The organism is Pseudomonas sp. LP_7_YM (assembly GCF_004364435.1).
Lineage (GTDB): Bacteria > Pseudomonadota > Gammaproteobacteria > Pseudomonadales > Pseudomonadaceae > Aquipseudomonas.
The window spans coordinates 426,515-453,068 of the sequence record NZ_SOCT01000004.1; the positions used below are offsets into that span (position 1 = coordinate 426,515).

Sequence of the window (26,554 nt, forward strand, 5' to 3'; positions counted from 1 at the left end):
AGGCGTGTTCATTTGTAAATGCCTGCGCTTAACTCATTCTTTTTTCTGGAAATCCAAAAGCCTTGATACGCCTGCTGAAGTTTTTCTGGTGGTCCCTTGTCGCTGTCGTCTGCGGGCTGCTGCTCGGCTTGAGCGGTGCCTTCCTTTACCTGTCGCCGAATCTTCCTTCGGTCGACGCTCTGCGCAATATTCAGCTGCAAATCCCGCTGCGCGTGTTCAGCAGCGACGGCAAGCTGATTGCAGAGTTTGGCGAAATGCGCCGTTCCCCGATCCGTTTTGCCGACATTCCGCCCAATTTCATACGCGCTCTGCTGTCTGCCGAGGACGACAACTTCGCCAATCACTATGGCGTAGACCCTGGCAGTCTGATGCGCGCCGCCAGCCAACTGCTCAAGAGCGGCCACATTCAGTCCGGCGGCTCGACCATCACCATGCAGGTCGCCAAAAACTACTTCCTGACCAGCGAGCGCAGCTTTTCACGCAAAACCACCGAGATTCTTCTGGCCTTGCAAATCGAGCGCCAACTTACCAAAGACGAGATTCTCGAGCTTTACGTCAACAAGATTTACCTGGGCAACAGGGCTTACGGTATCGAGGCCGCAGCGCAGGTGTATTACGGCAAATCCATTCGCGATCTGAGCGTTGCGCAGATGGCGATGATTGCCGGCCTGCCCAAGGCACCGTCACGATTCAACCCGCTCGCCAATCCGGTACGCGCCAAAGAACGTCGCGACTGGATCCTGGGTCGCATGTTCAAACTGGGCAAGATCGATCAGAACACTTACCAAACCGCGCTGGCCGAGCCGATCAACGCCAGCTATCACGTCCAGAGTCCGGAAGTGAACGCGCCGTATATCGCTGAAATGGCCCGTGCCGAGATGGTGGGCCGCTACGGCAGCGAAGCCTACACAGAAGGTTTCCGTGTCACCACTACTGTTCCGAGCAATCTTCAGGAAGACGCCAACCATGCGGTTCAGGAAGGCTTGATCGAATATGACCAACGACATGGCTATCGCGGGCCTGAAAGCCGCTTCCCGGGCCAGACCCACGACGGCTGGGTGCAGGAGCTGACCAAACAGCGTCCGATCAGCGGTCTGGAGCCGGCGATCGTGAGCATGGTGGACAAGAGCGGCATCCACGTCCTGACTCGTAATGGCGAGAAAGAAGAAACCGTTGCCTGGGACACCATGAAGTGGGCCAGGACCTTCCTGAACACCAATAGCGTTGGCGCCAATCCGAAGCAGCCTGCGGATGTCGCGCACGTTGGCGATCTGGTGCGCGTGCAGCGTCAGGCTGACAACTCGCTCACGTTCAGCCAGATCCCTCAGGTACAAAGCGCACTGGTCTCGCTGGATCCTGGAAATGGTGCAATCAGGGCACTGGTCGGTGGCTTTGCCTTCGAGCAGAGCAACTACAACCGTGCCATGCAGGCCAAGCGTCAGCCGGGTTCGAGCTTCAAACCGTTCCTTTATTCAGCGGCGCTGGATAACGGCTACACCGCTGCCAGCCTGGTCAACGATGCACCTATCGTGTTCGTAGACGAGACCGTCGACAAGGTCTGGCGTCCGAAGAACGACACGGGCACCTTCCTGGGTCCGATCCGCCTGCGCGAAGCGTTGTACAAATCGCGCAACCTGGTGTCGATCCGCTTGTTGCAGAGCCTTGGGGTCAACACGGCGATCAACTACATCACCCGCTTCGGCTTCAACAAACAAGACCTGCCGCCGAACCTGTCGCTGGCGCTGGGGACTGCGACGCTGACACCGATGGAAATCGTCAGCGGCTGGAGCACCTTTGCCAACGGCGGTTACAAGATCAGCCCGTACCTGATCGACAAGATCGAGGACCGCGAAGGCAAGACCCTGTTCGTCGCCAACCCGCCGACCGTTCCGGCCAATGACCCGAACCCCAAGGCGGTCAATCAGGCGGCCATCAGCGATGCTTCGACGTTCGCCGCGCCGCAAACCCCGGCCCTGACAGCCAACACCGTGCCGAACGCACTGGATACCAACGGCGCGCCGCCCACACCTGCCGTGGCCGAACGCATTGTCGACGGCCGTACCACGTACATCCTTAACAGCATGCTGCAGGACGTGATCAAGCGCGGTACGGGGCGACGTGCGCTGGCGATGAATCGCCCGGACATCGCGGGCAAGACCGGCACCACCAACGACTCGAAGGATGCCTGGTTCACCGGCTACAACGGCGACTACGTGACCACCGTCTGGACCGGCTTCGACCAGCCGGAAAGCCTTGGACGCCATGAGTTTGGCGGCACCGTTGCCCTGCCGATCTGGATGAATTACATGGGCGCGGCACTGAAAGACAAGCCGCCACATGTCCAGGCCGAGCCGGACGGCATCCTTAGCCTGAGGATCGACCCGGTCAGCGGCCGCTCTGCCACGCCAAGTACGGCAGGCGCGTTCTTCGAGCTGTTCAAAAGCGAAGACACCCCGCCGAGTGTAAATGAACTGAACGGCAGCCCTGCACCGGGCAGCCCGTTGCCAGCAGACGAGTCGGCACCGATCGATCTGTTCTAAAGCAGAAGCTAGCTGCGAGCCACACGCTGAAGCAAGTGCGGCTCGCAGCCTTCAACTCGAAGCTGCCCCCACAAAAAAACCGGCTCCAGCGCCGGTTTTTTTTGTGGGGGGCAGCGAGTGCTCTTTAGCCGTTGAAGACCTGATCCACATTAGTTAGTGGGTAGTGCTTCGGATACGGCAGGGTCGCCACCCCGCTCTCGATGGCCGCCTTGGCAACAGCGTCGGAGACGACGGTCAACAGGCGTACATCGAGAGGTTTCGGAATGATGTACTCGCGACCGAACTCCAGCTTGATGCCACCGTAAGCGTCGCAGACTTCCTGAGGTACAGGCTGTTTGGCAAGTTCACGCAACGCATTGGCTGCGGCGATTTTCATCTCTTCGTTGATGCGCTTGGCGCGAACGTCCAAAGCGCCACGGAAAATGAACGGGAAGCCCAGCACGTTGTTGACCTGGTTAGGGTAGTCCGAACGGCCGGTTGCCATGATCACGTCGTTGCGAGTCGCATGCGCCAGTTCCGGGGCGATCTCCGGATCAGGGTTCGAGCACGCGAAGACGATCGGGTTGGGCGCCATCGACTTCAAGCCTTCAGCGCTCAGCAAATTCGGGCCAGACAGACCAACGAACACGTCAGCACCGTCCAGGGCGTCAGCCAGCGTGCGCTTGTCGGTCGCATGAGCGAATTGAGCTTTGTACTGGTTCAGATCGGAACGCTCGGAGTGGACCACACCATTACGGTCGATCATGAAGATGTTTTCGATCTTCGCACCCATGCTGACCAGCAACTTCATACAGGAGATGGCCGCGGCGCCCGCGCCCAGGCAAACGATCTTCGCTGCTTCCAGGGTTTTGCCAGCGATTTCCAGCGCGTTGATCATGCCGGCTGCGGTGACGATTGCAGTGCCGTGCTGGTCATCGTGGAAAACCGGGATGTCGCACTGCTCGATCAGCGCCTTTTCGATCTCGAAGCACTCAGGTGCCTTGATGTCTTCCAGGTTGATGCCGCCGAACGTGATGGAAATGCGCTTAACGGTGTCGATGAAGGCTTGCGGGCTCTCGGAATCGACTTCGATGTCGAACACATCGATGCCTGCAAAGCGCTTGAACAGTACGCCCTTACCTTCCATTACCGGCTTGGAGGCCAATGGACCGAGGTTGCCCAGGCCAAGAATCGCGGTGCCATCGGAGATAACCGCTACCAGGTTGCCTTTGCCGGTGTACTTGTATGCCAGCTCAGGATCGCGGCCAATTTCGCGTACAGGCTCGGCTACGCCCGGGCTGTAAGCCAAGGACAGGTCGCGGGCAGTGGCGGTGGCTTTGGTGAGTTCGACGCTCAGTTTCCCAGGGCGAGGGTTGGCGTGATATTCGAGCGCGGCAGTTTTCAAATCTGACATGGGGGCATTCCGCTTTTTTGCTGTTGGACAGACGGACGGACGAGCATACGCAAGTCATAAAGTCCTAACAAGACTGCCGAGTCACCTGTGTCAAGAGGCCGCATCTACGACTTTCAGCGTATAACCGCGAAATACAAGGCCTGCAACGAGAACAATACACCACACGAATTGTTCACAATATTAGCTATTTTCTGTATTCAACATGACAGGATGAGTGATGGGCATCATCCAGCGCGACTGTCCAGGCTTGAGACCGCCGCGGCGGGAACGATCCACGACCCATCCACGGGCTTCAACCTGCAGCCCTTTCAGAGCCTGTAGCCCAGCAACGTCGAATTCTGCGACGAGATCCGGCGCCACACGCAGCACCAACGCATCGCCAAGTTCGATCCAGATACCGCCACGGTTGTGCTGCACGCTACTGACCCGGCCGGAGACCACTGCGAATCCGCCGCTGCCTATCTGATCAGCCGATTGCACCGGCGAATTGCGCCACAGCCCAAGCCCCGCCTGCCGCGCGGCCTTTTCGGCAGCCTGCTGGCAATCGACCAGCGCCACGTTCGGCGACACGGCCACCAGATAGCCCAGGCCTTCAGCCAGCAATATGGCTTCGAGGTTCTCGCCGTCGCGGCCATAGACGTTGGCCAGCGTGCGCCCGTAGCGATCGGTGGCCTGCTCGCCGATTCGTAGGCTGACCTGCCCGTCACTATCATCGACCAGGGCCTGCAAACGACGCTTGGCAGCCTCGGCAAATGGCTGGGCTGACTGACCTTTCTTGCCAGTCTCAGGCGCATTCAGGCCAATCATGCGCACGCTGCGCCCGTCATTCAGACGCAGCGTATCGCCATCGACCACGCGCTGAACCTGCGCAGCGGGCAGATTCGCAGGCGCCGGGCATAAGGCGTTAGCGGCGCCGAGCCAAATCGCAGACATAAAAAAGGCGCCCACGAGGGACGCCTTCTTTAGCAGTCTGGAGAAATCCACTGGAGCCCCCAGAGCGACCAACCTTACTCTGCAGCCGGAGCTGGAGCTTTGGTTGCGCCGAACGCACCGAAACGCGACTTGAACTTGTCGACACGACCGCCAACGTCCAGAGTCTTTTGCTTACCGGTGTAGAACGGGTGGCACTCGTTGCAAACGTCCAGGCTCAACGGCTTGGCCAGGTTGGAACGGGTGTGGATGACGTTGCCGCAGCTGCAGGTTGCAACGACGTCTTCGTAAACTGGATGGATATCAGCTTTCATCGGTATTTCCTCAGGCTAGCGTGCCGCCACCCAACACTATTGTTGAATACCGCACGGAATTAGGCCGCGTATTTTAACAGGCATTACAAATCAAGCAAGCAGGCGGTGTGAAAACCCCTGCACTTGCCAATCCTGCGTTAAAACGGGCGAAAAACGCTCATTTAGAACATACAGGCTCCGCTTTTCGTCCGTTTTTGCCTTGTCTTGGCTTCGCTCGCCACATTTTCACGCGGCCTGCCAGAGAACGTTAACGCGGGTCGTCTGCTAAGATCGCGCCCTTGGTCATACTCCGTAACAGGAAATTCCCCGCGTGCCCGACGCCATTCTGCGCCTCGCCCTGCCCTCGCCTCTGCGTCGCCTGTTCGACTACCGCGCCCCCGCCGGCATCGCACTCAGCGCGTTGCAGCCCGGTATGCGTCTGCGCGTGCCGTTTGGCCGCAGGGAGATGATCGGCATTCTGGTGGAAATCACCGATCACAGCGAAGTCCCCGCCGACAAACTCAAACCGGCCATCGCTCTGCTCGATAACCAGGCCCCGCTGCCACCGGCCCTGTTCAAGCTGTGCCTGTGGACCGCACAGTATTACCAGCACAGCCTCGGCGACACATTAAGCTGGGCATTGCCGGTGTTGCTGCGCCAGGGCGAGCCGGCCGAGGTGCGGCAAGAGCGCTTCTGGCACATTGCGAACGGTGCCAGCGTCGATGATCCGCGTATCGCCCGCGCCCCGAAACAGAAAGAAGCTCTGAGAACACTGGCGCAACATCCCCACGGTGTTGCCCATCAGTTGTTGAGCAAATTGATGCTTAACCGCGACAGCCTGAACCTGCTGCTGGCCAAGGAACTGGTGACGGTAGAAGTACGCGGCCATGCACCGGTGGCGCGACACGAGCATTGGCTGGCTCAGCCGGAACTGCCTCTCAATGCCGAGCAGCGCGCGGCGTTTGAAGCGATACGCTCCGGTTTCGGCAGTTTTCACGCGTCATTGCTTGCAGGCGTCACCGGCAGCGGCAAGACAGAGGTTTACCTGCAACTGATTCGCGAAACGCTGGAAGCGGGCAAACAGGCACTGGTGCTGATCCCGGAAATCAATCTTGGCCCGCAGACACTGGCCCGCTTCGAGCAACGCTTCAATGCGCGCATCGCCTTGCTGCATTCGGCGGTCAATGACCGGGAGCGTCTGGACGCCTGGCTGGCAGCACGGGACGGCGAGGCTGACATCATCATCGGCACGCGCTCGGCGCTGTTCACGCCTATGAAGAACCCCGGCCTGATCATCATCGACGAAGAGCACGACGGCTCTTATAAACAGCAGGAAGGGTTGCGCTATCACGCCAGGGACCTCGCTTTGGTCCGCGCGCGTCAGGAAGACATCCCGATCGTGCTGGGTTCGGCCACGCCTTCACTGGAAAGCCTGCACAACGCCTACACCGGCCGGTACGCTCTCCTGCGCCTGAATCAGCGGGCCGGTGGTGCGCAACAACCCCGATTCCTGCGCCTGGATGTAAAAAGCCGTCCGCTGGACAGCGGTATTTCCGGGCCGATGCAACAAGCCATCGGACAAACCCTGGCCGCCGGGCAGCAAGTGCTGGTGTTTCTCAACCGCCGCGGATTCGCGCCGACCCTGCTTTGTCACGACTGCGGCTGGCTCTCGGAATGCAATCGCTGCGATGCACGCATGACGGTTCATCAACGCTCAGGCGAGCTGCGCTGTCATCACTGCGGTCATGTCGAGCGCGTGCCGCGTAATTGCCCGGCCTGCGGCAAGGTTGACCTGCGCCCTGTCGGTGCCGGCACGGAGCGCGCCGAAGAACGCCTGGCGATTCTGTTCCCCGACTACCCGGTACTGCGCGTCGATCGCGACAGCACCTCGCGCAAGGACGCGATGAACCAGCTGTTTGCCACCATTCAGAAGGGCCATCCGTGCATTCTGGTAGGCACCCAAATGCTTGCCAAAGGGCATCACTTTCCACGCGTAACGCTGGTGTCGATTCTGGACGCGGACGGCGGATTGTTTTCCGGAGATTTCCGCGCCAGCGAGCGCATGGCGCAATTGATCGTGCAGGTCGCGGGGCGTGCCGGGCGCGCGGAAGAACCGGGCAAGGTCATCATCCAGACGCATCTGGCCGATCACCCGCTGCTGATTCAGCTCACCGAACAAGGTTACTTCGCCTTTGCCGAACAGGCGTTGAGCGAGCGCCGCGCTGCTGGTCTGCCACCTTTTTCGCATTTGGCGTTACTGCGTGCCGAGGCTCATAAACCTGGACAGGCCGAAGGGTTTCTCGATGAGGCCTGTAGGGAAGCAGAGCACCTGCTGAAAGAAATGACGCTAGGTGGCATAGAGCTGCTAGGGCCTGTGCCAGCGCCAATGGAACGCCGCGCAGGACGGTATCGCGCTCAGCTATTGGTCCAGGCCAATGCGCGCGCGCCACTGCACAAGCTGCTGGCGACCTGGATGCTGGCCCTTGAGAATATGCCCAGCGGGCGGCAGGTGAGGTGGTCGCTGGACGTGGATCCGGTGGACTTGTACTGACGGAACGTCATCACGCTAATGATCGTTCCTACGCAGAGCGTGGGAGCGATCAAGAGGCAACCGTGTAATCGGTGACAAATAACAACCGTGTATCCAACGCGGTTGGCAAGGTGGCTCCGGCCACGGATAATGCCCAGTTTTTCCACCCGCGCATCGAAGCGCTGCCGCGCTTGCGGTCGAAGAGAGCACCATGAAAGACATCATCCGCCAGCTGATTCAACAAGCTCTGAGCCAACTCGTCACAGAAGGCGTCTTGCCGGAAGGGCTGACGCCGGCGATTCAGGTGGAAAACGCCAAGGACAAGAAAAACGGCGACTTCGCCAGCAACATCGCCATGATGCTGGCCAAGCCTGCGGGCATGAAACCACGCGATCTGGCTGAGAAAATCGTCGCTGCCTTGCCTGCCGACGAGCAGATCAGCAAGGTCGACATCGCCGGGCCCGGCTTCCTCAACTTCTTCCAGAACACCCAGGCGCTGGCTTCGCGTCTGGACGCGGCTTTGATCGACCCTGCCCTTTCGGTGCACAAGAACGGTCCTGCCCAGCGCGTGGTAGTCGACCTGTCCGCACCGAATCTGGCCAAAGAGATGCACGTCGGCCACCTGCGCTCGACCATCATCGGCGACGGTGTTGCCAACGTTCTGGAATTTCTTGGCGACACAGTGATTCGTCAGAACCATGTCGGCGACTGGGGCACCCAGTTCGGCATGCTGCTGGCCTACCTGCAGGAAACCCCGGCCACCAGCGACGAGCTGTCGGACCTGGAAAACTTCTATCGCGCCGCCAAGGGCCGTTTTGACGAGTCCGAAGTATTCGCCGGGCGCGCCCGTGGTCTGGTGGTCAAGCTGCAAGCAGGCGACCCCGAATGCCTGACGCTGTGGACCCGTTTCAAGGACATTTCCCTGTCGCACTGCCAGCAAGTGTACGAGCGTCTGAACGTGAAACTGACGCCGAACGACGTCATGGGCGAAAGCGCCTATAACGATGACCTCGCCAATGTAGTCGCCGACCTGAAAAAAGCCGGGCTGCTGGTCGAGAGCAACGGCGCGCAGTGCGTATTCCTCGAAGAATTCAAGACCGCCGAAGGCACGCCGCTGCCGGTGATCGTGCAAAAGGCCGGTGGCGGCTATCTTTACGCCACTACCGATCTGGCGGCCGTGCGTTATCGCAGCAACGTGTTGAAAGCCGATCGTGCGCTGTACTTTGTCGACCAGCGCCAGGCCCTGCATTTCCAGCAAGTGTTCGAAGTGGCCCGTCGCGCGGGTTTCGTGACCAACGACATGCAAATGGAACACATGGGCTTCGGCACCATGAACGGCACCGACGGCCGCCCCTTCAAGACTCGCGATGGCGGCACTGTCAAGCTGGTGGACCTGCTGGACGAAGCCGAAGAGCGCGCCTACGTACTGGTGAAAGAGAAGAACCCGGAATTTGCTGAAGACGAATTGCGCCACATCGCCAATGCGGTAGGGATCAGCGCAGTCAAATACGCCGACCTGTCCAAGCACCGCGCCAGCGATTACAGCTTCAACTTCGATCAGATGCTGAGCTTCGAAGGCAATACCGCGCCTTACCTGCTTTATGCCTATACCCGCGTGTCCGGAGTGTTCCGCAAGCTGGACGAAAGGTTCGACAAAAATAAGGGCAAGATTACCCTTGAGACGCCGCAGGAGCTGGATCTGGCAGCACGTCTGGCTCAGTTCGGTGAGACGGTGAACAACGTCGCTGAAAAAGGCACGCCACACGTGCTCTGCGCTTACCTGTACGATCTGGCCGGGCTGTTTTCCAGCTTCTATGAAAACTGCCCTATCCTGAGCGCGGAAAACCCCGAGCAACAGCAAAGCCGTCTGCGCCTGGCGCACCTGACCGGCCGCACTCTCAAGCAAGGCCTGCAACTGTTGGGTCTGGAAACTCTGGAGCGTATGTAAGTTGGCCGTCAAAAAGAAACCTGCTCCCAAGCGCGGCGCCAGCCGATATCAGGCCCCCGCAAAAAAGCCGATTCCGGGATGGGTCTGGATGGCAATCGGCCTGTCCGTGGGCGCATTCGTCGTTTTCCTGATGAAGCTGGAACCCGGCAGTGGTGAGGACATCAAGCGGGTCAAGGCTGATGCCAAGGCGGCAAAAATCGCCGAGGCCAACAAGACCCCGCCGAGCCCGACCGCGCCCGTGAAGCCCAAGTACGATTTCTACACCCTGCTGCCGGAGTCGGAAGTGATCGTGCCGAACGAAGCGGTGCCAGAGAAGACCCCGCCTTCCGTCGCGGCGCCAACGACGCCGGTCAGCCCTGAGCAGGCCGCGAAGATCGATACCGCACGTGCCCAGGCGGCGCTCAGCGGCCTGACGCCGCCGCCCGCGCCTGCGGTGTCGAAACCTGCACCGGTGACGACGTTCTTCCTGCAGGCGGGCTCGTTCCGCAAACAGACGGATGCCGACAAGGTCCGTGCGCAGATCATTCTGCTGGGGCAAGCGGCGACGGTTGAATCCGGTACCGTGAAGGATGAAACCTGGTACCGCGTACTGGTCGGCCCGTTCAGCAATCGCGAACAACTGACGACCGCCCAGAAGCAATTGGCCGGTGGTGGCTTCAGCAATCTGTTGCTGCAACAACGCCAGGCTCGCTAAGACCTTACTGAGTAGCTGCCGCGGGTAAGCCCCGTGGCAGCTAATTCATTCTCGATGGGCAATACAGCTTGACCCATTTTTAACGAATGAATCAGCCCCACAGGGCTAAACCTCATAACGCTGTCCCAGCGCTGCCGTTCATCCCACGCGGTTGAAATACCCGCCTGCACCCCCATATGAGTTTTCATCAGGGCATTTTCGCCCAACAGCGTGGAGACTCTCCCCTTGACCACCATCGTTTCAGTACGCCGCCAAGGCAAAGTCGTCATGGCGGGTGACGGCCAGGTTTCTCTGGGCAATACCGTCATGAAAGGCAACGCCAAAAAGGTTCGACGCCTTTATCACGGTCAGGTAATCGCCGGTTTCGCAGGGGCCACTGCCGACGCCTTCACCCTGTTCGAACGCTTTGAAGCCCAACTGGAGAAACACCAGGGGCATCTTGTTCGCGCTGCTGTCGAGCTGGCTAAAGACTGGCGCACCGATCGCTCCCTGAGCCGTCTCGAAGCCATGCTGGCTGTGGCGAACAAGGACGCCTCGCTGATCATCACCGGCAACGGCGACGTCGTTGAGCCCGAAGACGGGCTGATCGCCATGGGTTCCGGCGGCGCGTTCGCCCAGGCGGCTGCACGTGCCCTACTGCTGAAAACGGAACTGTCGGCGCGTGAAATCGCCGAGACCGCGCTGCACATTGCTGGCGACATCTGCGTATTCACCAACCACAACATCACCATTGAGGAGCAGGACCTCACTGAGTGAGGTCCTGCCACGGGCCGCAATGCATCGCGGCCTGCACTCACTCGTCCAAGGACCGTTGAAAACCATGTCCATGACTCCCCGTGAAATCGTCCACGAACTCAATCGCCATATCATCGGCCAGGACGACGCCAAACGCGCCGTTGCCATTGCGTTGCGCAACCGCTGGCGCCGGATGCAGCTGCCCGAAGAGCTGCGCGTCGAAGTCACCCCGAAAAACATTCTGATGATCGGCCCGACCGGTGTCGGTAAAACCGAAATCGCCCGTCGTCTGGCCAAGCTCGCCAACGCGCCGTTCATTAAGGTCGAGGCCACCAAGTTCACCGAAGTGGGCTATGTAGGTCGCGACGTCGAGTCGATCATTCGTGACCTCGCAGACGCGGCGATGAAGCTGTTGCGCGAGCAGGAAATAACCAAGGTGCGCCACCGCGCCGAAGATGCCGCCGAAGAGCGAATCCTGGATGCGCTGCTGCCGCCAGCGCGCGTGGGCTTTAATGAAGATGCCGCCTCCAGCAGCGATTCCAACACCCGCCAGCTGTTCCGCAAGCGCCTGCGTGAAGGTCAGCTGGACGACAAGGAAATCGAGATCGAAGTGGTGGAGATGGCCGGTGTCGACATTTCCGCGCCTCCGGGCATGGAAGAGATGACCAACCAGCTTCAGAGCCTGTTTGCCAACATGGGCAAGGGCAAGAAGAAGAGCCGCAAACTCAAGGTCAAGGACGCGCTGAAGATGGTCCGCGACGAAGAAGCGAGCCGTCTGGTCAACGATGAAGAACTCAAGGCCAAGGCCCTCGAAGCGGTCGAGCAGCACGGCATTGTGTTCATCGACGAAATCGACAAGGTCGCCAAGCGCGGCAATGTGGGTGGCGCGGATGTCTCCCGCGAAGGCGTCCAGCGTGACCTGCTGCCGCTGATCGAAGGCTGCACCGTCAATACCAAGCTGGGCATGGTCAAGACCGACCACATTCTGTTCATCGCCTCTGGCGCGTTCCATCTGAGCAAGCCAAGCGACCTGGTGCCTGAACTGCAGGGTCGTCTGCCGATTCGTGTCGAGCTGAAAGCCCTGAGCCCGCAGGATTTCGAGCGTATCCTCAGCGAGCCTCATGCATCGCTGACCGAGCAATACCGCGAGTTGCTGAAAACCGAAGGGCTGAACATCGAGTTCCTGCCTGAAGGCATCAAGCGCCTTGCCGAGATCGCGTGGCAGGTCAACGAAAAGACCGAAAACATCGGTGCCCGTCGCCTGCATACCCTGCTCGAACGCCTGCTGGAAGAGGTCTCGTTCAGTGCAGGGGACATGGCCAGCGCACAGGACGGTGGCACGATCCAGATAGACGCGGAGTACGTGAACAGCCATCTGGGCGAGCTGGCCGAAGACGAAGATCTCTCTCGCTACATCCTTTAAACGCAGTGACAAGTTACGGGCTTCAAGCTGCAAGCAGATATCAGTCACCACCGAAATTTGCTCCACTTGAAGCTTGTCGCTTGAAGCTCAAAGGCTGCTTTTATGTCCCGAATGCCATCCGCCATTCAGCTTCACAAAGTCTCGAAAATCCTCACGCTGGAATATGGCCCGGGTGAGCGGTTTCACCTTCCCGCCGAATTCCTTCGTGTGCACTCGCCTTCCGCTGAGGTTCAAGGCCATGGCAAGCCGATCCTGCAATTCGGTAAGTTGGGTGTCGGCCTCATCAAAGTAGAACCCGCCGGTCAGTACGCATTGAAACTGACCTTTGACGATGGTCATGACAGCGGATTGTTCACCTGGGAATACCTTGAGCAACTGGCGCAGCGTCAACAGCAACTGTGGCAAGACTACCTGACCGAGCTCAAAGCCGCCGGTAAATCCCGTGATCCTTCCGAGCAGGTCGTTCGGCTAATGCTCTGATCGTGCCAGGCCGCGCCAGCAATGAGCGTTGATCAGGCAGCCAACGCCTTGTCCAACTGGCGCTCTACCTCGGACTGAATCGTGCTGCTCATGGCCGAAAGGAAAAAATTCAATTCTAGGTTCACGCGCACCAACGCGTCCTCGACCTGGACGGTGCCCTTGGCGCCTTTGCCTTCCAGCGACACAGTGTCGCCTTCCCAGCTGTGCTCGATGCCATATTTTTCGCCCAGCTTCCCGGCCAGCAACTCGGCTTTTTCACGGGCCTTGTCCTTACCCAGCGCATGCGGGCGTTCTACGGTAATTCGGGCCATCAATGGGCTCCTTCATCGAGGTAAATCGTCGGGCCACTATACCAGTGGCGCTCGCTGAAGAAACTGTTGGCCGTGAGCCTTGTCAAGACAAAGCCAGCCCCGGCGATTAGAATGGCCGCACTTTATTCCGGTGACAGCGATATGAACGATCCGCGCAAAGGCAGCGATGCCGAACCCACCACCCACTTCGGCTATAAAACCGTAGCGCAAAGCCAGAAGGCCGAGAAAGTCGCCGAGGTTTTCCACTCCGTCGCCGCCAAGTACGACCTGATGAACGACGTACTGTCCGGTGGCATGCACCGCCTCTGGAAACGCTTCACCATCGAGCTTTCCGGTGTGCGTACCGGCAACCGCGTGCTGGACATCGCTGGCGGTACTGGCGATCTGGCGAAGAAGTTTTCCCAACTGGTCGGCCCGACCGGTGAAGTGGTGCTCGCCGACATCAACGCCTCGATGCTCAAGGTCGGTCGCGACCGTCTTCTTGATCGTGGCGTGGCCGGCAACATCAAGTTCGTTCAGGCAGACGCTGAAAAGCTGCCGTTCCCGGACAATCACTTCGACTGCGTGACCATCGCCTTCGGCCTGCGCAATGTGACGCATAAAGAAGACGCCATCCGTTCGATGCTGCGCGTCCTGAAACCCGGTGGTCGCCTGCTGGTGCTGGAGTTCTCAAAGCCGACCAACAAGGTCATGTCCAAGGTATACGACGCTTACTCGTTCGCCTTCATGCCCCTGGCAGGCAAGCTGATCACCAATGACTCGGAAAGCTACCGCTATCTGGCTGAGTCGATCCGCATGCACCCGGACCAGGAAACCCTGAAGTCGATGATGGTAGAAGCCGGCTTCGACCGCGTGACTTACCACAACATGACTTCAGGCATCGTCGCCCTGCACCGCGGCATCAAACCTTGATGCTGATCAGCGGCTTGCTCGCCAGCGTCGAGCACGGCATCAATCGCGTGCTGCACATGGACAGCACGGCCTTGCCACGCTTTGAGAGATTGAGCGGTAAGGTGATTGCTGTCGAATGCACCCGCCCGGCATTCCTTCTGCACATCTTGCCCAGCGATCAGGGCCTGATGCTGGCCACTCGCTGGGAAGCGGGTGCGGACGTGACGCTACGCGCGCCCGCCGCCAGCCTGATGCGCCTGGCGCTGAGCAAGGACAAGAACGCGGTGTTACATAGCCCGGAACTCGAGCTGGACGGCGAAAGCGCCGTGCTGCTGGAGCTGGTGAGTGTGCTACAGGATTTGGATCTGGACTGGGAATACGAGCTGCAACGCTGGCTCGGTCCGGTTGCCACGCCGCTGGTGGGTGGCCATTTGCGCAACAGCGCACGCTGGACCCGCGACAGTTTCGCCAACCTGAGCCACAACATGGCCGAATACTTGGCAGAAGAATCACGCACTCTGGTCGGCAAACGCGAGGCACAAGCCCGCTTCGCCGAACTGGATCAGACCAAACAAGACCTGGAACGCCTCGAAGCCCGCTTCGAACGTCTGGCCCAATCCCTCAAATCCAGCGATCACGCATGAGCCTGCTTGCCGTCCGTCGCCTGTTTCGCATCCAGCGCGTCGTAATCCGTTACCGCCTCGATGACCTGCTGTTCGCCCTGCCTCTGCCCTGGTGGTTGCTCGCCGTGCGCTTCGTGCTGCCGTGGCGGTGGATTCCGCGACGCAAGAATGCGTTGAGCCGAGGTGCGCGCCTGCGTCTGGCCCTGCAGGACCTTGGGCCGATCTTCATCAAGTTTGGCCAGTTGCTTTCGACCCGACGCGACCTTCTGCCGGAAGACATCGCCGACGAGCTGATGATGCTGCAGGACCGAGTACCGCCCTTCGAGTCCCAAAAGGCCATCGCCCTGATCGAGTCGCAGCTTGGTGCGAAGATCAGCGAAGTGTTCAGCCGTTTCGACGTCGCCCCGCTGGCCTCTGCATCGGTGGCCCAAGTCCACGCCGCCCGTCTTAAGACCGGCGAAGAGGTGGTGGTGAAAGTCGTGCGCCCAGGTTTGAAACCCATCATCGGCTCCGACCTCGCCTGGCTGTTCATCCTCGCGAAAATTGCCGAACGCCTGTCGGCCGACGCCCGTCTGCTCCACCCGGTGGATGTGGTGGCCGATTACGAACGAACCATCTACGACGAACTCGACCTGTTGCGCGAAGCGGCCAACTCCAGCCAGCTGCGCCGTAACTTTGAAGGTTCTAGCATGCTGTATGTGCCGCAGGTCTATTGGGACTGGTGCCGACCGAAGATACTGGTGATGGAACGCATCTATGGCGTCCAGGTCACCGATCTGGCGACCCTTGCCGATCAGCGCACCGACATGAAGAAGCTCGCTGAACGCGGTGTGGAGCTGTTCTTCACCCAGGTGTTCCGCGACAGTTTCTTCCACGCCGACATGCACCCCGGCAACATTTTCGTCAGCACGGTCACGCCGTGGGACCCACAGTACATCGCCATCGACTGCGGCATCGTCGGCAGCCTGACACCCGAAGACCAGGACTATCTGGCGCGCAACCTGTTCGCCTTTTTCAAGCGTGATTATCGTCGCGTGGCTCAGTTGCACATCGATTCGGGCTGGGTCCCGGCGGAAACCAAACTCAATGAGTTCGAGGCCGCCATTCGTACGGTATGCGAGCCGATTTTCGAGAAGCCACTCAAGGATATTTCCTTCGGTCAGGTGTTGATGCGCCTGTTCCAGACCGCGCGCCGCTTCAATATGGAAGTGCAGCCGCAACTGGTGCTGCTGCAGAAAACCCTGCTCAACATCGAGGGGCTGGGCCGTCAGCTGTACCCGGAACTGGACCTTTGGAGCACTGCGCAACCCTTTCTGGAACGCTGGATGCGAGAGCGCGTCAGCCCCAAAACGCTACTCGGTAACCTGCAATCCCAGGTCGAACAGATCCCGCATCTGGCCAACATGACCCGCGACCTGCTCGAGCGTCTGTCGCAGCCACACAGGTCGGATCCGCCACCGCCCTACGCGCACCGGGACGATCATTGGGCCCTGCGCCTGCTCGGTGCCGGGCTGCTGGCCGGGGGCGTGATCCTGGCCACTGCCCACACGCGCTCGGGCGCCGAGCTGATGGCAATCAGCGCTTGGCCCGCGCTGCTGATGCTGGTTGCGGGGCTCTATCTGGTCGTACGCCGATAGCCATCGGCGGTCACCGCTGGCACACTAACCCATCCACCCATCGGCCGGAGCCGACGATGAAAGACTGGCTGGACGAGATTAAATGGGACAGTGACGGTTTGGTCCCGGCGATCGCGCAGGATCATAAAACCGGGCGCGTCCTGATGATGGCTTGGATGAACCGCGAAGCCCTGAGCCTGACCGCCGCCGAAAATCGCGCCATCTACTGGTCACGTTCGCGTGGCAAATTGTGGCGCAAAGGCGAAGAATCAGGCCATGTACAGAAACTTCACGAGCTGCGCCTGGACTGCGACGCCGACGTCATCATCTTGATGGTCGAGCAGATTGGCGGCATCGCCTGTCATACCGGCCGTGAAAGCTGCTTCTACCGCGTCTATGACGATGCAGCCTGGAAAGTCGTCGAGCCGGTGCTGAAAGACCCGCAAGCCATTTATCAAGCAGGACACTGAACATGACTGATACCTTGTCTCGCCTGGCGCAGGTACTCGAAGAGCGCAAAGGCGCGGCTGCCGACTCTTCCTACGTCGCCAGCCTGTATCACAAGGGATTGAACAAGATTCTGGAGAAGGTCGGCGAAGAGTCGGTCGAAACCATCATCGCCGCCAAGGACGCCGCCCTCAGTGGCGACTGCAGCGATGTCATCTATGAAACAGCGGACTTGTGGTTCCATAGCCTGGTGATGCTCGCCGCGCTTGGCCAGCATCCACAAGCTGTACTCGATGAACTGGACCGCCGTTTCGGGCTGTCCGGCCACGCCGAAAAAGCCGCGCGCTCGGCGGACTAAACACCGGGCCCAAGGGCCCCGAATTTTTGTGAGGAACGTTTGATGGGCATCTTTGACTGGAAACACTGGATCGTCATTCTTGTGGTCGTCGTATTGATATTCGGCACCAAGAAGCTCAAGAACCTGGGCACTGACGTGGGCGAGTCGATCAAAGGCTTTCGCAAGGCCATGAACGATGACGAAAAAGGCCCGGAGCAACCGCCTGTGCAGCCACAGCCGACCGCGCAGCCAACGCCACCGACCCCACCGCTGCATCAGCCGCACACCATTGACGGCACTGCGCAGAAAGTCGAAGACCCCCTCCGCAAAGACTAGGTCGTGACGCATGTTTGGTATCAGCTTCTCTGAACTGCTGCTGGTCGGTCTCGTTGCCCTGCTGGTGCTGGGTCCTGAGCGCCTGCCGGGCGCAGCACGTACCGCCGGGCTTTGGGTCGGGCGTCTGAAACGCAGCTTCAACGCGATCAAACAGGAAGTGGAACGCGAAATCGGCGCCGATGAAATTCGGCGTCAGTTGCACAACGAACATATTCTTTCGCTGGAAGAAGAAGCGCGCAAAATCATGCAACCGCAGCAACCGCCGGCCCCGCCAGTGGTGCAGCCGACGGTTCAGCCTGCTGCCGGGCCCCCCGGCGAGCCGAGCACGCCGGTCATGGGCGCTGCGCCCTCGCCGGGGCCCAGCGCAGACCTGGGCCCCGCAGCACCGGCAGAAAGCGCCTCGGTGTCTCCACCGCCTGCGCATGTGGAGCAGGCTCAACCCTCGACACCTGCACCCGCGCCCGTGACCACGCCTGCCGCTGCCGTGCAGAGCGCGCCTTCCGCCAATGATTCGACACTGCCCCCACGAGCCCCATGAGCGAAATTCCGGAAAACGACCAGCAAATGCCCTTGGTCTCGCACCTCACTGAACTGCGCTCGCGTCTGCTGCGTTGCGTGTTGGCGATCTTCGTGATCTTCGGTGCGCTGTTTTATTTCACGCAAAAGATCTACACCTTCGTCTCAGCGCCCCTGCGCAAGTTTCTGCCCGAAGGCGCGACGATGATCGCCACCGATGTGGCCTCGCCGTTCCTCACGCCGTTCAAGCTGACCATGATGGTCGCGCTGTTCCTGGCCATGCCGGTGATTCTGTATCAGATCTGGGGCTTCATCGCGCCGGGGCTGTACAAGCACGAGAAGCGCGTGGCCGTGCCATTGCTGATTTCCAGCATCTTTCTGTTCTACGCCGGGATGGCATTCGCTTACTTCCTGGTGTTCCCGCTGATATTTCACTTCTTCGCCAGCGTGACCCCGGAAGGCGTGTCGATGATGACCGACATTGCCAGTTATCTGGACTTCGTCATGACGTTGTTCCTGGCGTTCGGCGTAGCATTCGAGATCCCGGTGGCAGTGGTGCTGCTGGTGTGGATCGGCGTCGTCGACGTGAAATACCTGAAAAAGATCCGCCCCTACGTCGTGATTGGCTGCTTCGTGGTCGGCATGATTCTCACACCGCCGGATATCTTTTCGCAGACCTTGCTGGCCGTGCCGATGTGGCTGCTGTTCGAAATCGGCGTGCTGTGCAGTTCAATGGTGACCAAGCGCGGTGACCATGAAGACGATGAGAAGGCAGAAGACCGGCAAGATCAGCCCCCAGCGACCCAGCCGTGAATCTGCTGCTTTTGGAAGAGGCCGACTTCATCTCGGCCGACCGGGTAGTTCTGCGTGACCGGCGCCTCAAGCACCTGCAAGAGGTGCATCGCGCAGAAATCGGCGACTGCCTGCGCGTGGGTCGCGTGGGCGGTCTGCTCGGCAGTGCAGAGTTGCTGCGCCTTGAAGGCCGAGAAGCCGAGCTTTGCGTCACCTTTGATCGCCCTCCTCCATCCAAGCTGCCCCTGACGCTGATCCTGGCCCTGCCTCGCCCGAAAATGCTGCGCCGGGTGTTCCAGACGATCGCCACCATGGGCGTGCCAAAGGTCATCCTGATCAATAGCTACCGCGTCGAGAAAAGCTTCTGGCAAACCCCGTTCCTTGAGCCTGCGGCCATTCGTGAGCAGTTGATTCTGGGGTTGGAACAAGCACGGGACAGCGTGCTGCCGGACATCATCATCGAGAAGCGCTTCAAACCATTTGTCGAAGATCGCCTGCCGGCTATCGTTGAAGGGACGCTGGGGCTGGTCGGGCATCCGGGTGGCTTTCCGGCCTGCCCACGTGTGGTAGGGCAGCCGGTGACGTTGGCCATCGGCCCGGAAGGTGGCTGGATCCCTTACGAAGTGGATCTGCTGCGCGAATCTGGACTGGCTCCGGTGCAGTTGGGCGAACGCATCTTGCGTGTCGAAACCGCTGTCACTGCTCTTCTGGCGCGATTGTTCTGATATCTCCCTTGCAGGCACCGGTGAGTGTGTTCGAATGCGGTGTATCCGAGCCATTGATGCCTTCTTATCCACCGCATTCGCGGCCTCCAAGTGACCCTTTGTGCGTACCAGCGGCAGCACTTGGCAGGATCGCCGCCTAAGCGCTGCTTCAGCTTTAATCCATTTGCGCCGATAACCAGACGTCCATAAAAACAATGCGCAAGGAATCGTCATGTATCGCTGGACTGCTCAACGCCTCGGAAATATCAATGTCGGCCGCAAACTCGGAATAGGGTTCGGGCTGGTTCTGTTGCTGACGCTGATCATCACCGCCACAGGTTGGTCGAGCCTGGCGTCGCTGATCGAACGCGGCGACAAGCTGGCGACGATCTCGCAAATCTCTGAGCGGACGCTGGAACTGCGCACCGCGCGCATGGTGTACGAAGCCCAGTTCAGCGCCGATGCTGAAAAGGCAGTCATGACCGCGCTGGACAAACTCGACGCCGACCTCAAAACAGCCCATGGCCAGATCACTGCAGGTGAAGACCAGAAGCTGCTCAATACCCAAACCCAGTCTGCCAACGACTACCGCCACGCCTTCGAAGACATGACCAAGGCCATTAAGGTGCGCGAAGCCACCCGGGTTAATCTGGGTACCACGGCGGATGCCGCCGTTGTCGAGGTGAACAAGATCGAAGAAGCGCTGATTCAGCATGACAACATCCTGCAATTCAACAGTGCGGTGGATGTCAGCAAACTGATTCAGCAGGCCCGATTCCAGGTACGCGGTTACACGTTCAGCGGCAATCCTGACTTCGAAAAAAATGCCAACACCGCCATCGACGATGCCATCATCGGCGTGAACACCCTGGCAGGGGACGTGTCGTCTCAATACATTGCGCAGTTGCAAAGAGCGAATCTGGCGCTCAAGGACTACCACGCCGCCGTGGGGCAGTACCGGGACGCGCAACAGGTGAGTCGTCAGGCGCTGGATAAAATGACCGGTCTTGGCCAGCAATTGCTCGACAGCAGCGACCAACTAACCGCCTCGCAGAACTCAAAACGCGACGCCGATAGCCGTCAGGCGCAGTTGATGTTGAGCCTTGCCACTTTGCTGGCTTTGTTCCTGGGCGTGCTGGCGGCCCTGACCATTACTCGCCAGATCACCCTGCCGTTGAAACAAACATTGGCGGCAGTCGACCGTGTCGCGTCCGGCGACTTGACCCACGACCTGCATGTGGACCGCCGCGACGAGTTGGGCCAGCTGCAGGGCGGCATTCAGCGCATGACCCTCAGCCTGCGCAACCTGATCGGGGGTATCAGCGAGAGCGTGACGCAAATCGCCAGCGCAGCCGAGCAGCTTTCTGCTGTGACAGAGCAGACCAGCGCCGGGGTAAACAGCCAGAAAGTCGAAACCGACCAGGTCGCCACGGCGATGCACGAGATGGCCGCAACGGTCCAGGAAGTCGCGCGTAACGCTGAAGAGGCCTCGGAAGCTGCGGTGGCGGCCGATCAGCAGGCGCGTGAAGGTGACAAGGTGGCCAATGAAGCGATCGCCCAGATCGAGCGTCTGGCCAGTGAGGTGAGCCATTCCACCGAGGCCATGGGTGAACTCAAGCGTGAAAGCGACAAGATAGGCAGCGTGCTGGATGTGATCAAGTCGGTCGCCCAGCAGACTAATTTGCTGGCCCTTAACGCGGCTATCGAAGCGGCCCGTGCCGGAGAGGCCGGTCGTGGCTTTGCCGTGGTCGCCGATGAAGTTCGCAGCCTCGCGCTGCGTACACAGAACTCCACCGAGGAAATCGAAGCGCTGATTGCCAGTCTGCAGAACGGCACACAACAGGTGGCGACGATCATGGACAACAGTCGTGACCTGACCGCCAGCAGCGTAGAACTGACGCGCCGGGCCGGTAGTTCGCTGAAAAGCATCACCCAAACCGTGTCAGCCATCCAGGCCATGAACCAGCAGATCGCCGCGGCCGCCGAGCAACAGAGCGCCACCGCAGAAGAAATCAACCGCAGTGTGTTGAATGTTCGGGATGTATCGGAGCAGACGTCGGCAGCCAGTGAAGAAACCGCCGCCTCCAGTATCGAACTGGCACGCCTGGGGACGCATTTGCAGAGTCTGGTGGGGCAGTTTCGGGTGAGTTGAAACGCAGATGGCTGATACAGGCGGGAGCCGCACCCGCGTTTAAGCTCGGCATGGGTGCACGGCCAGCACGTTTCTATGGGAGCGCATTCATTCGCGATCAAGGTGTCAGGCAACAAAATTTGACGACTGCGCCAGCCGTTCGCGAATAAATTCGCTCTCACAGGTTTGCGTCACCCACTCATTAGGCTCTGCGGCAGACTGAGAATCCCAGAAACAAAAACGCCGCTAAAGATCACTCTTTAGCGGCGCCTTCAATGCATCGAGCCCTTAATCAGACATTGGCAAGCGACGACACATTGACGTGGTTCGCAGGCTGCAAAGGCAGCAGCGGCGCGTGAGGATCGGCCTTGACCGACGCTCTCCATGCCGCCAACCAAGCCTCATTGCCTTCCGTCCACACCGCTTCGTGCAACCGAGCCAGCGCAACCGGATCGCTCAACAGCTGCAAGCGTTCGTGGTTGTTCAGATGCTCAGGGCCACCTTTGATCGCATGCCGCACGCGTTCGACACGCATCCACTCGATCGGCTCGGCGTGACGATGACGCGAGGTCGCCAATGCACACGCCAAGGCGTTCTGCTGTGGATCGACAACCGCGCGTACAAACCCGTCGTTCAGCGCATGCCAGCGATTCTCGTGGGTGTACTGATCGGTGGAAACCAGCTCCTGCGGCGGCGTGTGTTCTTCCGGAATCAGGAACAGGTTTTCGTCACGCGCCTTGAGCCCCAGATTGGTCCGGCTGGAAATCACGGACACCGGGATCGACAGCATCAACGAACCGACAATCGGCGCCAACCACCACAGAAAGCTCGGGTTCAGCCAAGCCACCAGCAGTGCCCAACAGAAACCCAGTAGCGTCTGTGGACCGTGACGCTTGAGCGCTTCGCTCCATGGGGTGGAGTCGTCATCACGCTGTGGCGAGTTCCAGGTTGCCGCCCAGCCCAGAAACGCAGCCAGTACGAAACGGGTGTGGAAGATCATCCGTACCGGCGCCAGCAGCATGGAGAACAGCATCTCCATCAGCATCGACAGGGTGACCTTGATCCGACCGCCATAACCGACCGCGCCTTTGGCCCAGATCAGGATAATGCTGAGCAGTTTTGGCAGGAACAACAGCACAACGGTGGTCGAGAACAGGGCGACGGCTTTTTCCGGGTGCCATTGAGGCCAGAGCGGATACAGCTGACGCGGCTCCATGAAGTACGTTGGTTCCATCAGCGTGTTGACCGCCAGCAGCGCCGTCGACAACACGAGGAAGAAGAACCACAACGGCGCCGACAAATACGACATCACACCTGTGAGGAACACCGCGCGGTGCACCGGGTGCATGCCTTTTACCAGGAACAGGCGGAAGTTCATCAGGTTACCGTGGCACCAGCGACGGTCACGCTTGAGTTCATCCAGCAGGTTCGGCGGCAGCTCTTCATAGCTACCTGGCAAGTCATAGGCAATCCACACGCCCCAACCGGCACGACGCATCAGCGCGGCTTCAACAAAGTCGTGAGACAGAATCGCTCCGGCAAAGGCGCCTTTACCGGGCAACGGCGCCAGCGCGCAGTGCTCGATGAATGGCTTCATGCGGATGATTGCGTTATGACCCCAGTAGTGGGATTCACCCAGTTGCCAGAAGTGCAGACCGGCAGTGAACAACGGGCCATAAACGCGAGTGGCGAACTGCTGCATGCGTGCATACAACGTGTCCATGCCCGAAGCGCGCGGCGCGGTCTGGATGATGCCGGCGTCCGGCGTAGCTTCCATCAAGCGCACCAGACTGGTCAGGCATTCACCGCTCATCACCGAGTCGGCGTCGAGCACGACCATATAGCGGTAGTCACCACCCCAACGGCGGCAGAAGTCATCGAGGTTGCCACTTTTGCGTTTTACGCGACGGCGGCGGCGACGATAGAAGATCTTGCCAAAGCCACCGGTTTCGCGGCAGACGTCCAGCCAGGCTTGCTGCTCAGCCACGGCGATGTCGGTCTCGTTGGTATCGCTGAGTACGAAGAAATCGAAGCGATCCAGATCGCCCGTCGCGGCGACCGATTCGAACGTAGCGCGCAGACCTGCGAAGACGCGAGGCACGTCTTCGTTACAGATCGGCATGACCAGCGCAGTACGAGCGCCGGCTTCGATAGGTTCGTTACCGGCGCTGGCGCCGGAGATGCGGTACTTGTCATGGCCGGTGAGCAGCTCGAGGAAGCCCATCAGCGCAGTCCAGAAACCGGCGGAGACCCAGCAGAACAAAATCCCGAACAACAGCAGAATGCTGGTCTGCAGCGCGTACGGCATGACCTGGACGGCGGTCTGCCACAGGGTCTGATGACTGATTTCGTCGAACGAAACCAGCGACCAACCTTGATACGGCAGGATGCCTTTCATGTACCAGCCAGCGACGATGGTCTGGCCGAGCATCAAGATCAGCAGGATGTAGCGACGAATCGAGCCAACCGTACGCCAGCGAGACTTGGGCAAGTCGCGCGGCAGGTCGTCCTTGGGCTGTGGCGGGTTCGACTTACCGGTCATCCGGCGCCAACCGCGGTGCAGGATGTTGGTGCGCCACGGTTCAGGCACGACCTTGGTGCGGCGAATCGGCGGCGTAGCCTTCAGGGTCACCCGACCGCTGGCATCTACTGCCAGCATTTCTGCCTCGTGCAGCGCGTCAGCGGTGGTCAGGGTCAGGCGACGGCCCACCGAAGCTTGGGCGGCCTCGGTAGCGTCGGTAACGGTCTGCGCCGAAAGGCGCTCATGCAGCTCGGCGAACGAAGCGCAGCTGGCAAGCTCTGACCGCTGCTCATCACTCATTGGCAGATGAGCGAGGTACTCACTCAGAGGCTCGCTCGAAGGCTCTGGTACGTCTTGTGAATTACTCATCGGCTGGCAACTGGTAGCTCCAGGTTTCGGTCAGAATCTGTTGATTCATGGCCGGCCCCTGCGGGTTGGATGCGGCCCCTACAGCTGGCTGCGGGGTTTCTTTGCTGCCTTTATTGGCCTTGGCAGCGTCGCCCAGAGCGGCTTCAGGTCTTGAAGCTTCGTCGGACCGGGCTTCAGCGACCTTCGCAGCGTCTGCCGGTTTGGCAGCATCGGCCTTGTCACCCTTGGCAGCGTCTTTGCCATCAGCCTTCGTGTCGGCTTTGGCCACTTTCGCGTCTTTAGCGTCGCCAGCCTTCACCGCGTCGGTTTTGACGATTTCTGCCTTGTCATCCTTGGGCGCCGCAGCAACTACAGCCGGTTTGGCGTCTGCTTTTTTCTCAGGTTTGCTGTCTGATGTGTCAGCGGTGATGAGCGCAGGCTCCTTGCCAGGCTCGACCGGTGTTTCACGCAACAGGTAAGCGCGCATATCCACCGACTTGTTCGCGTCCTTGACCTTCAGGCGCAGCGTCAGGCGCCAGCCCTTGGTGACCGGGTTGTAACGCAGGTTGTTTTCGACCAGCTCGGTATTGTCATCAGTGGTGACCTGGCTACGAATCGCCGGGTCTTCACCCAGTTTGGCCAGGTTCGGACCGACGAAATCGACCAGATAGGCAACGCTGCCATCGGGCTGACGAATCAGGTTGGACTGCTTTACGTCACCGGTCGAACGCAGGGTCTGCTTGACCCAGCCCAGATCCGGCGAGTGGATGGAGTCTTCATCCATGGTCCAGTGCAGACGGTAGTTGAAGTCGATTGGCTGACCGGGCTCAGGCGGGGTTTCCGGCTTCCAGAAGGCAACGATGTTGTCGTTGGTTTCGTCAGCGGTCGGGATCTCTACCAGATCGACAGTGCCTTTGCCCCAGTCGCCTTTAGGCTCGATCCAGGCGCTTGGACGCTTGTCGTAACGGTCGTCCAGGTCCTCGTAGTGGCTGAAGTTACGGCCACGTTGCAACAGACCAAAGCCGCGCGGGTTCTCGACCGAGAAGCTGCTGACCGCCAGATGCTTGGGATTGTTCAGTGGACGCCAGGTCCACTCGCCATTGGCTGCCTGAATCGACAGACCGCTGGAATCGTGAAGTTCACGACGGTAGTTGAGGACCTTGGACGGCTGATTGGCGCCGAACAGGTACATGCTGGTCAGCGGGGCAACGCCCAGTTTGTTCACCTTGTCACGCAGGTACATGCGCGACTGCACGTCAACCAACGTATTGGTGCCCGGACGCAGGGTCATTTTGTAAGCGCCGGTGGCACGCGGAGAGTCCAGCAGCGCGAAAATCACCAGATGGTTGTCATCCGGGTTGGGCTTCTCGATCCAGAACTCGGTGAAACGCGGGAATTCTTCACCCGATGGCGTCGCGGTGTCGATGGCCATGCCGCGAGCGGACAACCCGTAGACCTGACCTTTACCGATGACGCGGAAATAACTCGCGCCCAGCATGGTCATTATTTCGTCCTGCTTGTCGTCCTTGTTGATCGGGTACAGCACACGGAAACCGGCGTAGCCGAGATTTTCGGTGGCCTTGGGGTCGACTTTCACATCACCGAAATCGAAACGGCTCGGATCATATTTGATCTCGTTGACGGTCGTGGCGGTGACTTCGTTGATTTTCACTGGCGTGTCGAAGTGCATGCCCTGGTGATAGAACGAGATTTTGAACGGGGTCTTGTCGTTAGCCCATTCAGCCTTGTCCTGCAGGAAACGGATCTTTTGGTAATCGGCAAACTTCATGTCGCGGAATTCCGCTGGAAGGTTGCTCTTGGGCGTTACGAATTTCTGTCCGGCCAGATCTTTGGCCTTTGTCGCCACGTCGTCGAGATCGAACGCCCACAGCTGGCTGGCGCCGAAAAGACAAAACAGAGTCGACCCGGCCAACAAGGCGCTGCGCAGGCGCTTGCCAGGGGTCTTTGGTGCATTACATGGACTAACAATCACGAGCAACCCTCGCCGAAAACAG

The 26,554-nt window shown here is 59.7% G+C and carries 23 protein-coding genes; 17 read left to right on the plus strand and 6 right to left on the minus strand.

Going from position 1 to position 26,554, the window contains the following annotated elements; all coding sequences use genetic code 11:
• Positions 1–65 precede the first annotated feature (65 nt).
• A complete protein-coding gene (locus EC915_RS13570; RefSeq protein ID WP_372237897.1) occupies positions 66–2,540 on the plus strand; it encodes a penicillin-binding protein 1A in 2,475 nt (824 codons plus the stop codon).
• Positions 2,541–2,664: 124 nt separating this feature from the next.
• Here EC915_RS13570 and EC915_RS13575 read toward each other — a convergent pair whose 3' ends face one another.
• From EC915_RS13575 to rpmE, 3 genes are all read right to left on the minus strand, one after another.
• Positions 2,665–3,933 carry a malic enzyme-like NAD(P)-binding protein gene (locus EC915_RS13575; protein WP_133751047.1) on the minus strand — a complete coding sequence of 423 codons (1,269 nt, stop codon included), beginning with the start codon at positions 3,931–3,933 and terminating at the stop codon, positions 2,665–2,667.
• 180 nt (positions 3,934–4,113) lie between these two features.
• Positions 4,114–4,917 carry a thermonuclease family protein gene (locus EC915_RS13580; protein WP_133751048.1) on the minus strand — a complete coding sequence of 268 codons (804 nt, stop codon included), beginning with the start codon at positions 4,915–4,917 and terminating at the stop codon, positions 4,114–4,116.
• A gap of 23 nt (positions 4,918–4,940) precedes the next feature.
• Entirely contained in the window at positions 4,941–5,177 is a 237-nt protein-coding gene (gene rpmE, locus EC915_RS13585; RefSeq protein WP_133751049.1) for a 50S ribosomal protein L31, read from the minus strand.
• Between the two features lie 310 nt (positions 5,178–5,487).
• Here rpmE and EC915_RS13590 point away from each other — a divergent pair, with 310 nt between their 5' ends.
• The 6 genes from EC915_RS13590 (at position 5,488) to EC915_RS13615 (ending at position 12,966) form a co-directional block, all read left to right on the plus strand.
• Positions 5,488–7,707, plus strand: a complete 2,220-nt coding sequence (locus EC915_RS13590) for a primosomal protein N' (protein WP_133751050.1) — start codon at positions 5,488–5,490, stop codon at positions 7,705–7,707.
• Between the two features lie 190 nt (positions 7,708–7,897).
• Positions 7,898–9,634, plus strand: a complete 1,737-nt coding sequence (argS, locus tag EC915_RS13595) for an arginine--tRNA ligase (protein WP_133751051.1) — start codon at positions 7,898–7,900, stop codon at positions 9,632–9,634.
• Position 9,635: 1 nt separating this feature from the next.
• Positions 9,636–10,328, plus strand: a complete 693-nt coding sequence (locus EC915_RS13600) for an SPOR domain-containing protein (RefSeq protein ID WP_133751052.1) — start codon at positions 9,636–9,638, stop codon at positions 10,326–10,328.
• A 225-nt stretch (positions 10,329–10,553) separates the two neighbouring features.
• Positions 10,554–11,084 (plus strand): ATP-dependent protease subunit HslV, encoded by a 531-nt coding sequence (gene hslV, locus EC915_RS13605; protein WP_133751053.1) that lies wholly within the window; start codon positions 10,554–10,556, stop codon positions 11,082–11,084.
• A 64-nt stretch (positions 11,085–11,148) separates the two neighbouring features.
• Entirely contained in the window at positions 11,149–12,486 is a 1,338-nt protein-coding gene (hslU, locus tag EC915_RS13610) for an HslU--HslV peptidase ATPase subunit (RefSeq protein WP_133751054.1), read from the plus strand.
• A gap of 102 nt (positions 12,487–12,588) precedes the next feature.
• The gene (locus tag EC915_RS13615) at positions 12,589–12,966 is read left to right on the plus strand and encodes a gamma-butyrobetaine hydroxylase-like domain-containing protein (RefSeq protein WP_133751055.1); all 378 of its coding nucleotides are present in this window, start codon (positions 12,589–12,591) and stop codon (positions 12,964–12,966) included.
• A 32-nt stretch (positions 12,967–12,998) separates the two neighbouring features.
• Here EC915_RS13615 and EC915_RS13620 read toward each other — a convergent pair whose 3' ends face one another.
• The gene (locus tag EC915_RS13620; protein WP_133751056.1) at positions 12,999–13,277 is read right to left on the minus strand and encodes a polyhydroxyalkanoic acid system family protein; all 279 of its coding nucleotides are present in this window, start codon (positions 13,275–13,277) and stop codon (positions 12,999–13,001) included.
• Positions 13,278–13,418: 141 nt separating this feature from the next.
• Between EC915_RS13620 and ubiE the strand changes: the two genes are divergently transcribed.
• The 10 genes from ubiE (at position 13,419) to EC915_RS13670 (ending at position 21,691) form a co-directional block, all read left to right on the plus strand.
• Positions 13,419–14,189 carry a bifunctional demethylmenaquinone methyltransferase/2-methoxy-6-polyprenyl-1,4-benzoquinol methylase UbiE gene (ubiE, locus tag EC915_RS13625; protein ID WP_133751108.1) on the plus strand — a complete coding sequence of 257 codons (771 nt, stop codon included), beginning with the start codon at positions 13,419–13,421 and terminating at the stop codon, positions 14,187–14,189.
• Positions 14,189–14,812, plus strand: coding sequence for an SCP2 domain-containing protein (locus EC915_RS13630; protein ID WP_133751109.1), 624 nt, complete (start codon positions 14,189–14,191; stop codon positions 14,810–14,812). Before ubiE ends, EC915_RS13630 begins: the two co-directional genes overlap by 1 nt.
• A complete protein-coding gene (ubiB, locus tag EC915_RS13635; RefSeq protein WP_133751057.1) occupies positions 14,809–16,428 on the plus strand; it encodes a ubiquinone biosynthesis regulatory protein kinase UbiB in 1,620 nt (539 codons plus the stop codon). The genes EC915_RS13630 and ubiB overlap by 4 nt, the downstream gene beginning before the upstream one ends.
• Before the next feature lie 56 nt (positions 16,429–16,484).
• Positions 16,485–16,877 carry a phosphoribosyl-AMP cyclohydrolase gene (hisI, locus tag EC915_RS13640; protein WP_133751058.1) on the plus strand — a complete coding sequence of 131 codons (393 nt, stop codon included), beginning with the start codon at positions 16,485–16,487 and terminating at the stop codon, positions 16,875–16,877.
• 2 nt (positions 16,878–16,879) lie between these two features.
• Entirely contained in the window at positions 16,880–17,212 is a 333-nt protein-coding gene (locus tag EC915_RS13645; RefSeq protein WP_133751059.1) for a phosphoribosyl-ATP diphosphatase, read from the plus strand.
• 42 nt (positions 17,213–17,254) lie between these two features.
• A complete protein-coding gene (locus tag EC915_RS13650; RefSeq protein WP_133751060.1) occupies positions 17,255–17,527 on the plus strand; it encodes a twin-arginine translocase TatA/TatE family subunit in 273 nt (90 codons plus the stop codon).
• Between the two features lie 10 nt (positions 17,528–17,537).
• Positions 17,538–18,065, plus strand: a complete 528-nt coding sequence (tatB, locus tag EC915_RS13655) for a Sec-independent protein translocase protein TatB (RefSeq protein WP_133751061.1) — start codon at positions 17,538–17,540, stop codon at positions 18,063–18,065.
• Entirely contained in the window at positions 18,062–18,856 is a 795-nt protein-coding gene (tatC, locus tag EC915_RS13660) for a twin-arginine translocase subunit TatC (RefSeq protein ID WP_133751062.1), read from the plus strand. The genes tatB and tatC overlap by 4 nt, the downstream gene beginning before the upstream one ends.
• Positions 18,853–19,560, plus strand: coding sequence for a 16S rRNA (uracil(1498)-N(3))-methyltransferase (locus EC915_RS13665; protein ID WP_133751063.1), 708 nt, complete (start codon positions 18,853–18,855; stop codon positions 19,558–19,560). Before tatC ends, EC915_RS13665 begins: the two co-directional genes overlap by 4 nt.
• Before the next feature lie 211 nt (positions 19,561–19,771).
• Entirely contained in the window at positions 19,772–21,691 is a 1,920-nt protein-coding gene (locus tag EC915_RS13670) for a methyl-accepting chemotaxis protein (protein ID WP_133751064.1), read from the plus strand.
• Between the two features lie 271 nt (positions 21,692–21,962).
• On the opposite strand, the gene mdoH is transcribed toward EC915_RS13670, so the two are convergent.
• Complete coding sequence (mdoH, locus tag EC915_RS13675; RefSeq protein WP_133751065.1) at positions 21,963–24,560, minus strand: glucans biosynthesis glucosyltransferase MdoH; 2,598 nt, start codon at positions 24,558–24,560, stop codon at positions 21,963–21,965.
• The gene (locus EC915_RS13680) at positions 24,553–26,532 is read right to left on the minus strand and encodes a glucan biosynthesis protein G (RefSeq protein ID WP_133751066.1); all 1,980 of its coding nucleotides are present in this window, start codon (positions 26,530–26,532) and stop codon (positions 24,553–24,555) included. The genes mdoH and EC915_RS13680 overlap by 8 nt, the downstream gene beginning before the upstream one ends.
• Between the last annotated feature and the right edge of the window lie 22 nt (positions 26,533–26,554).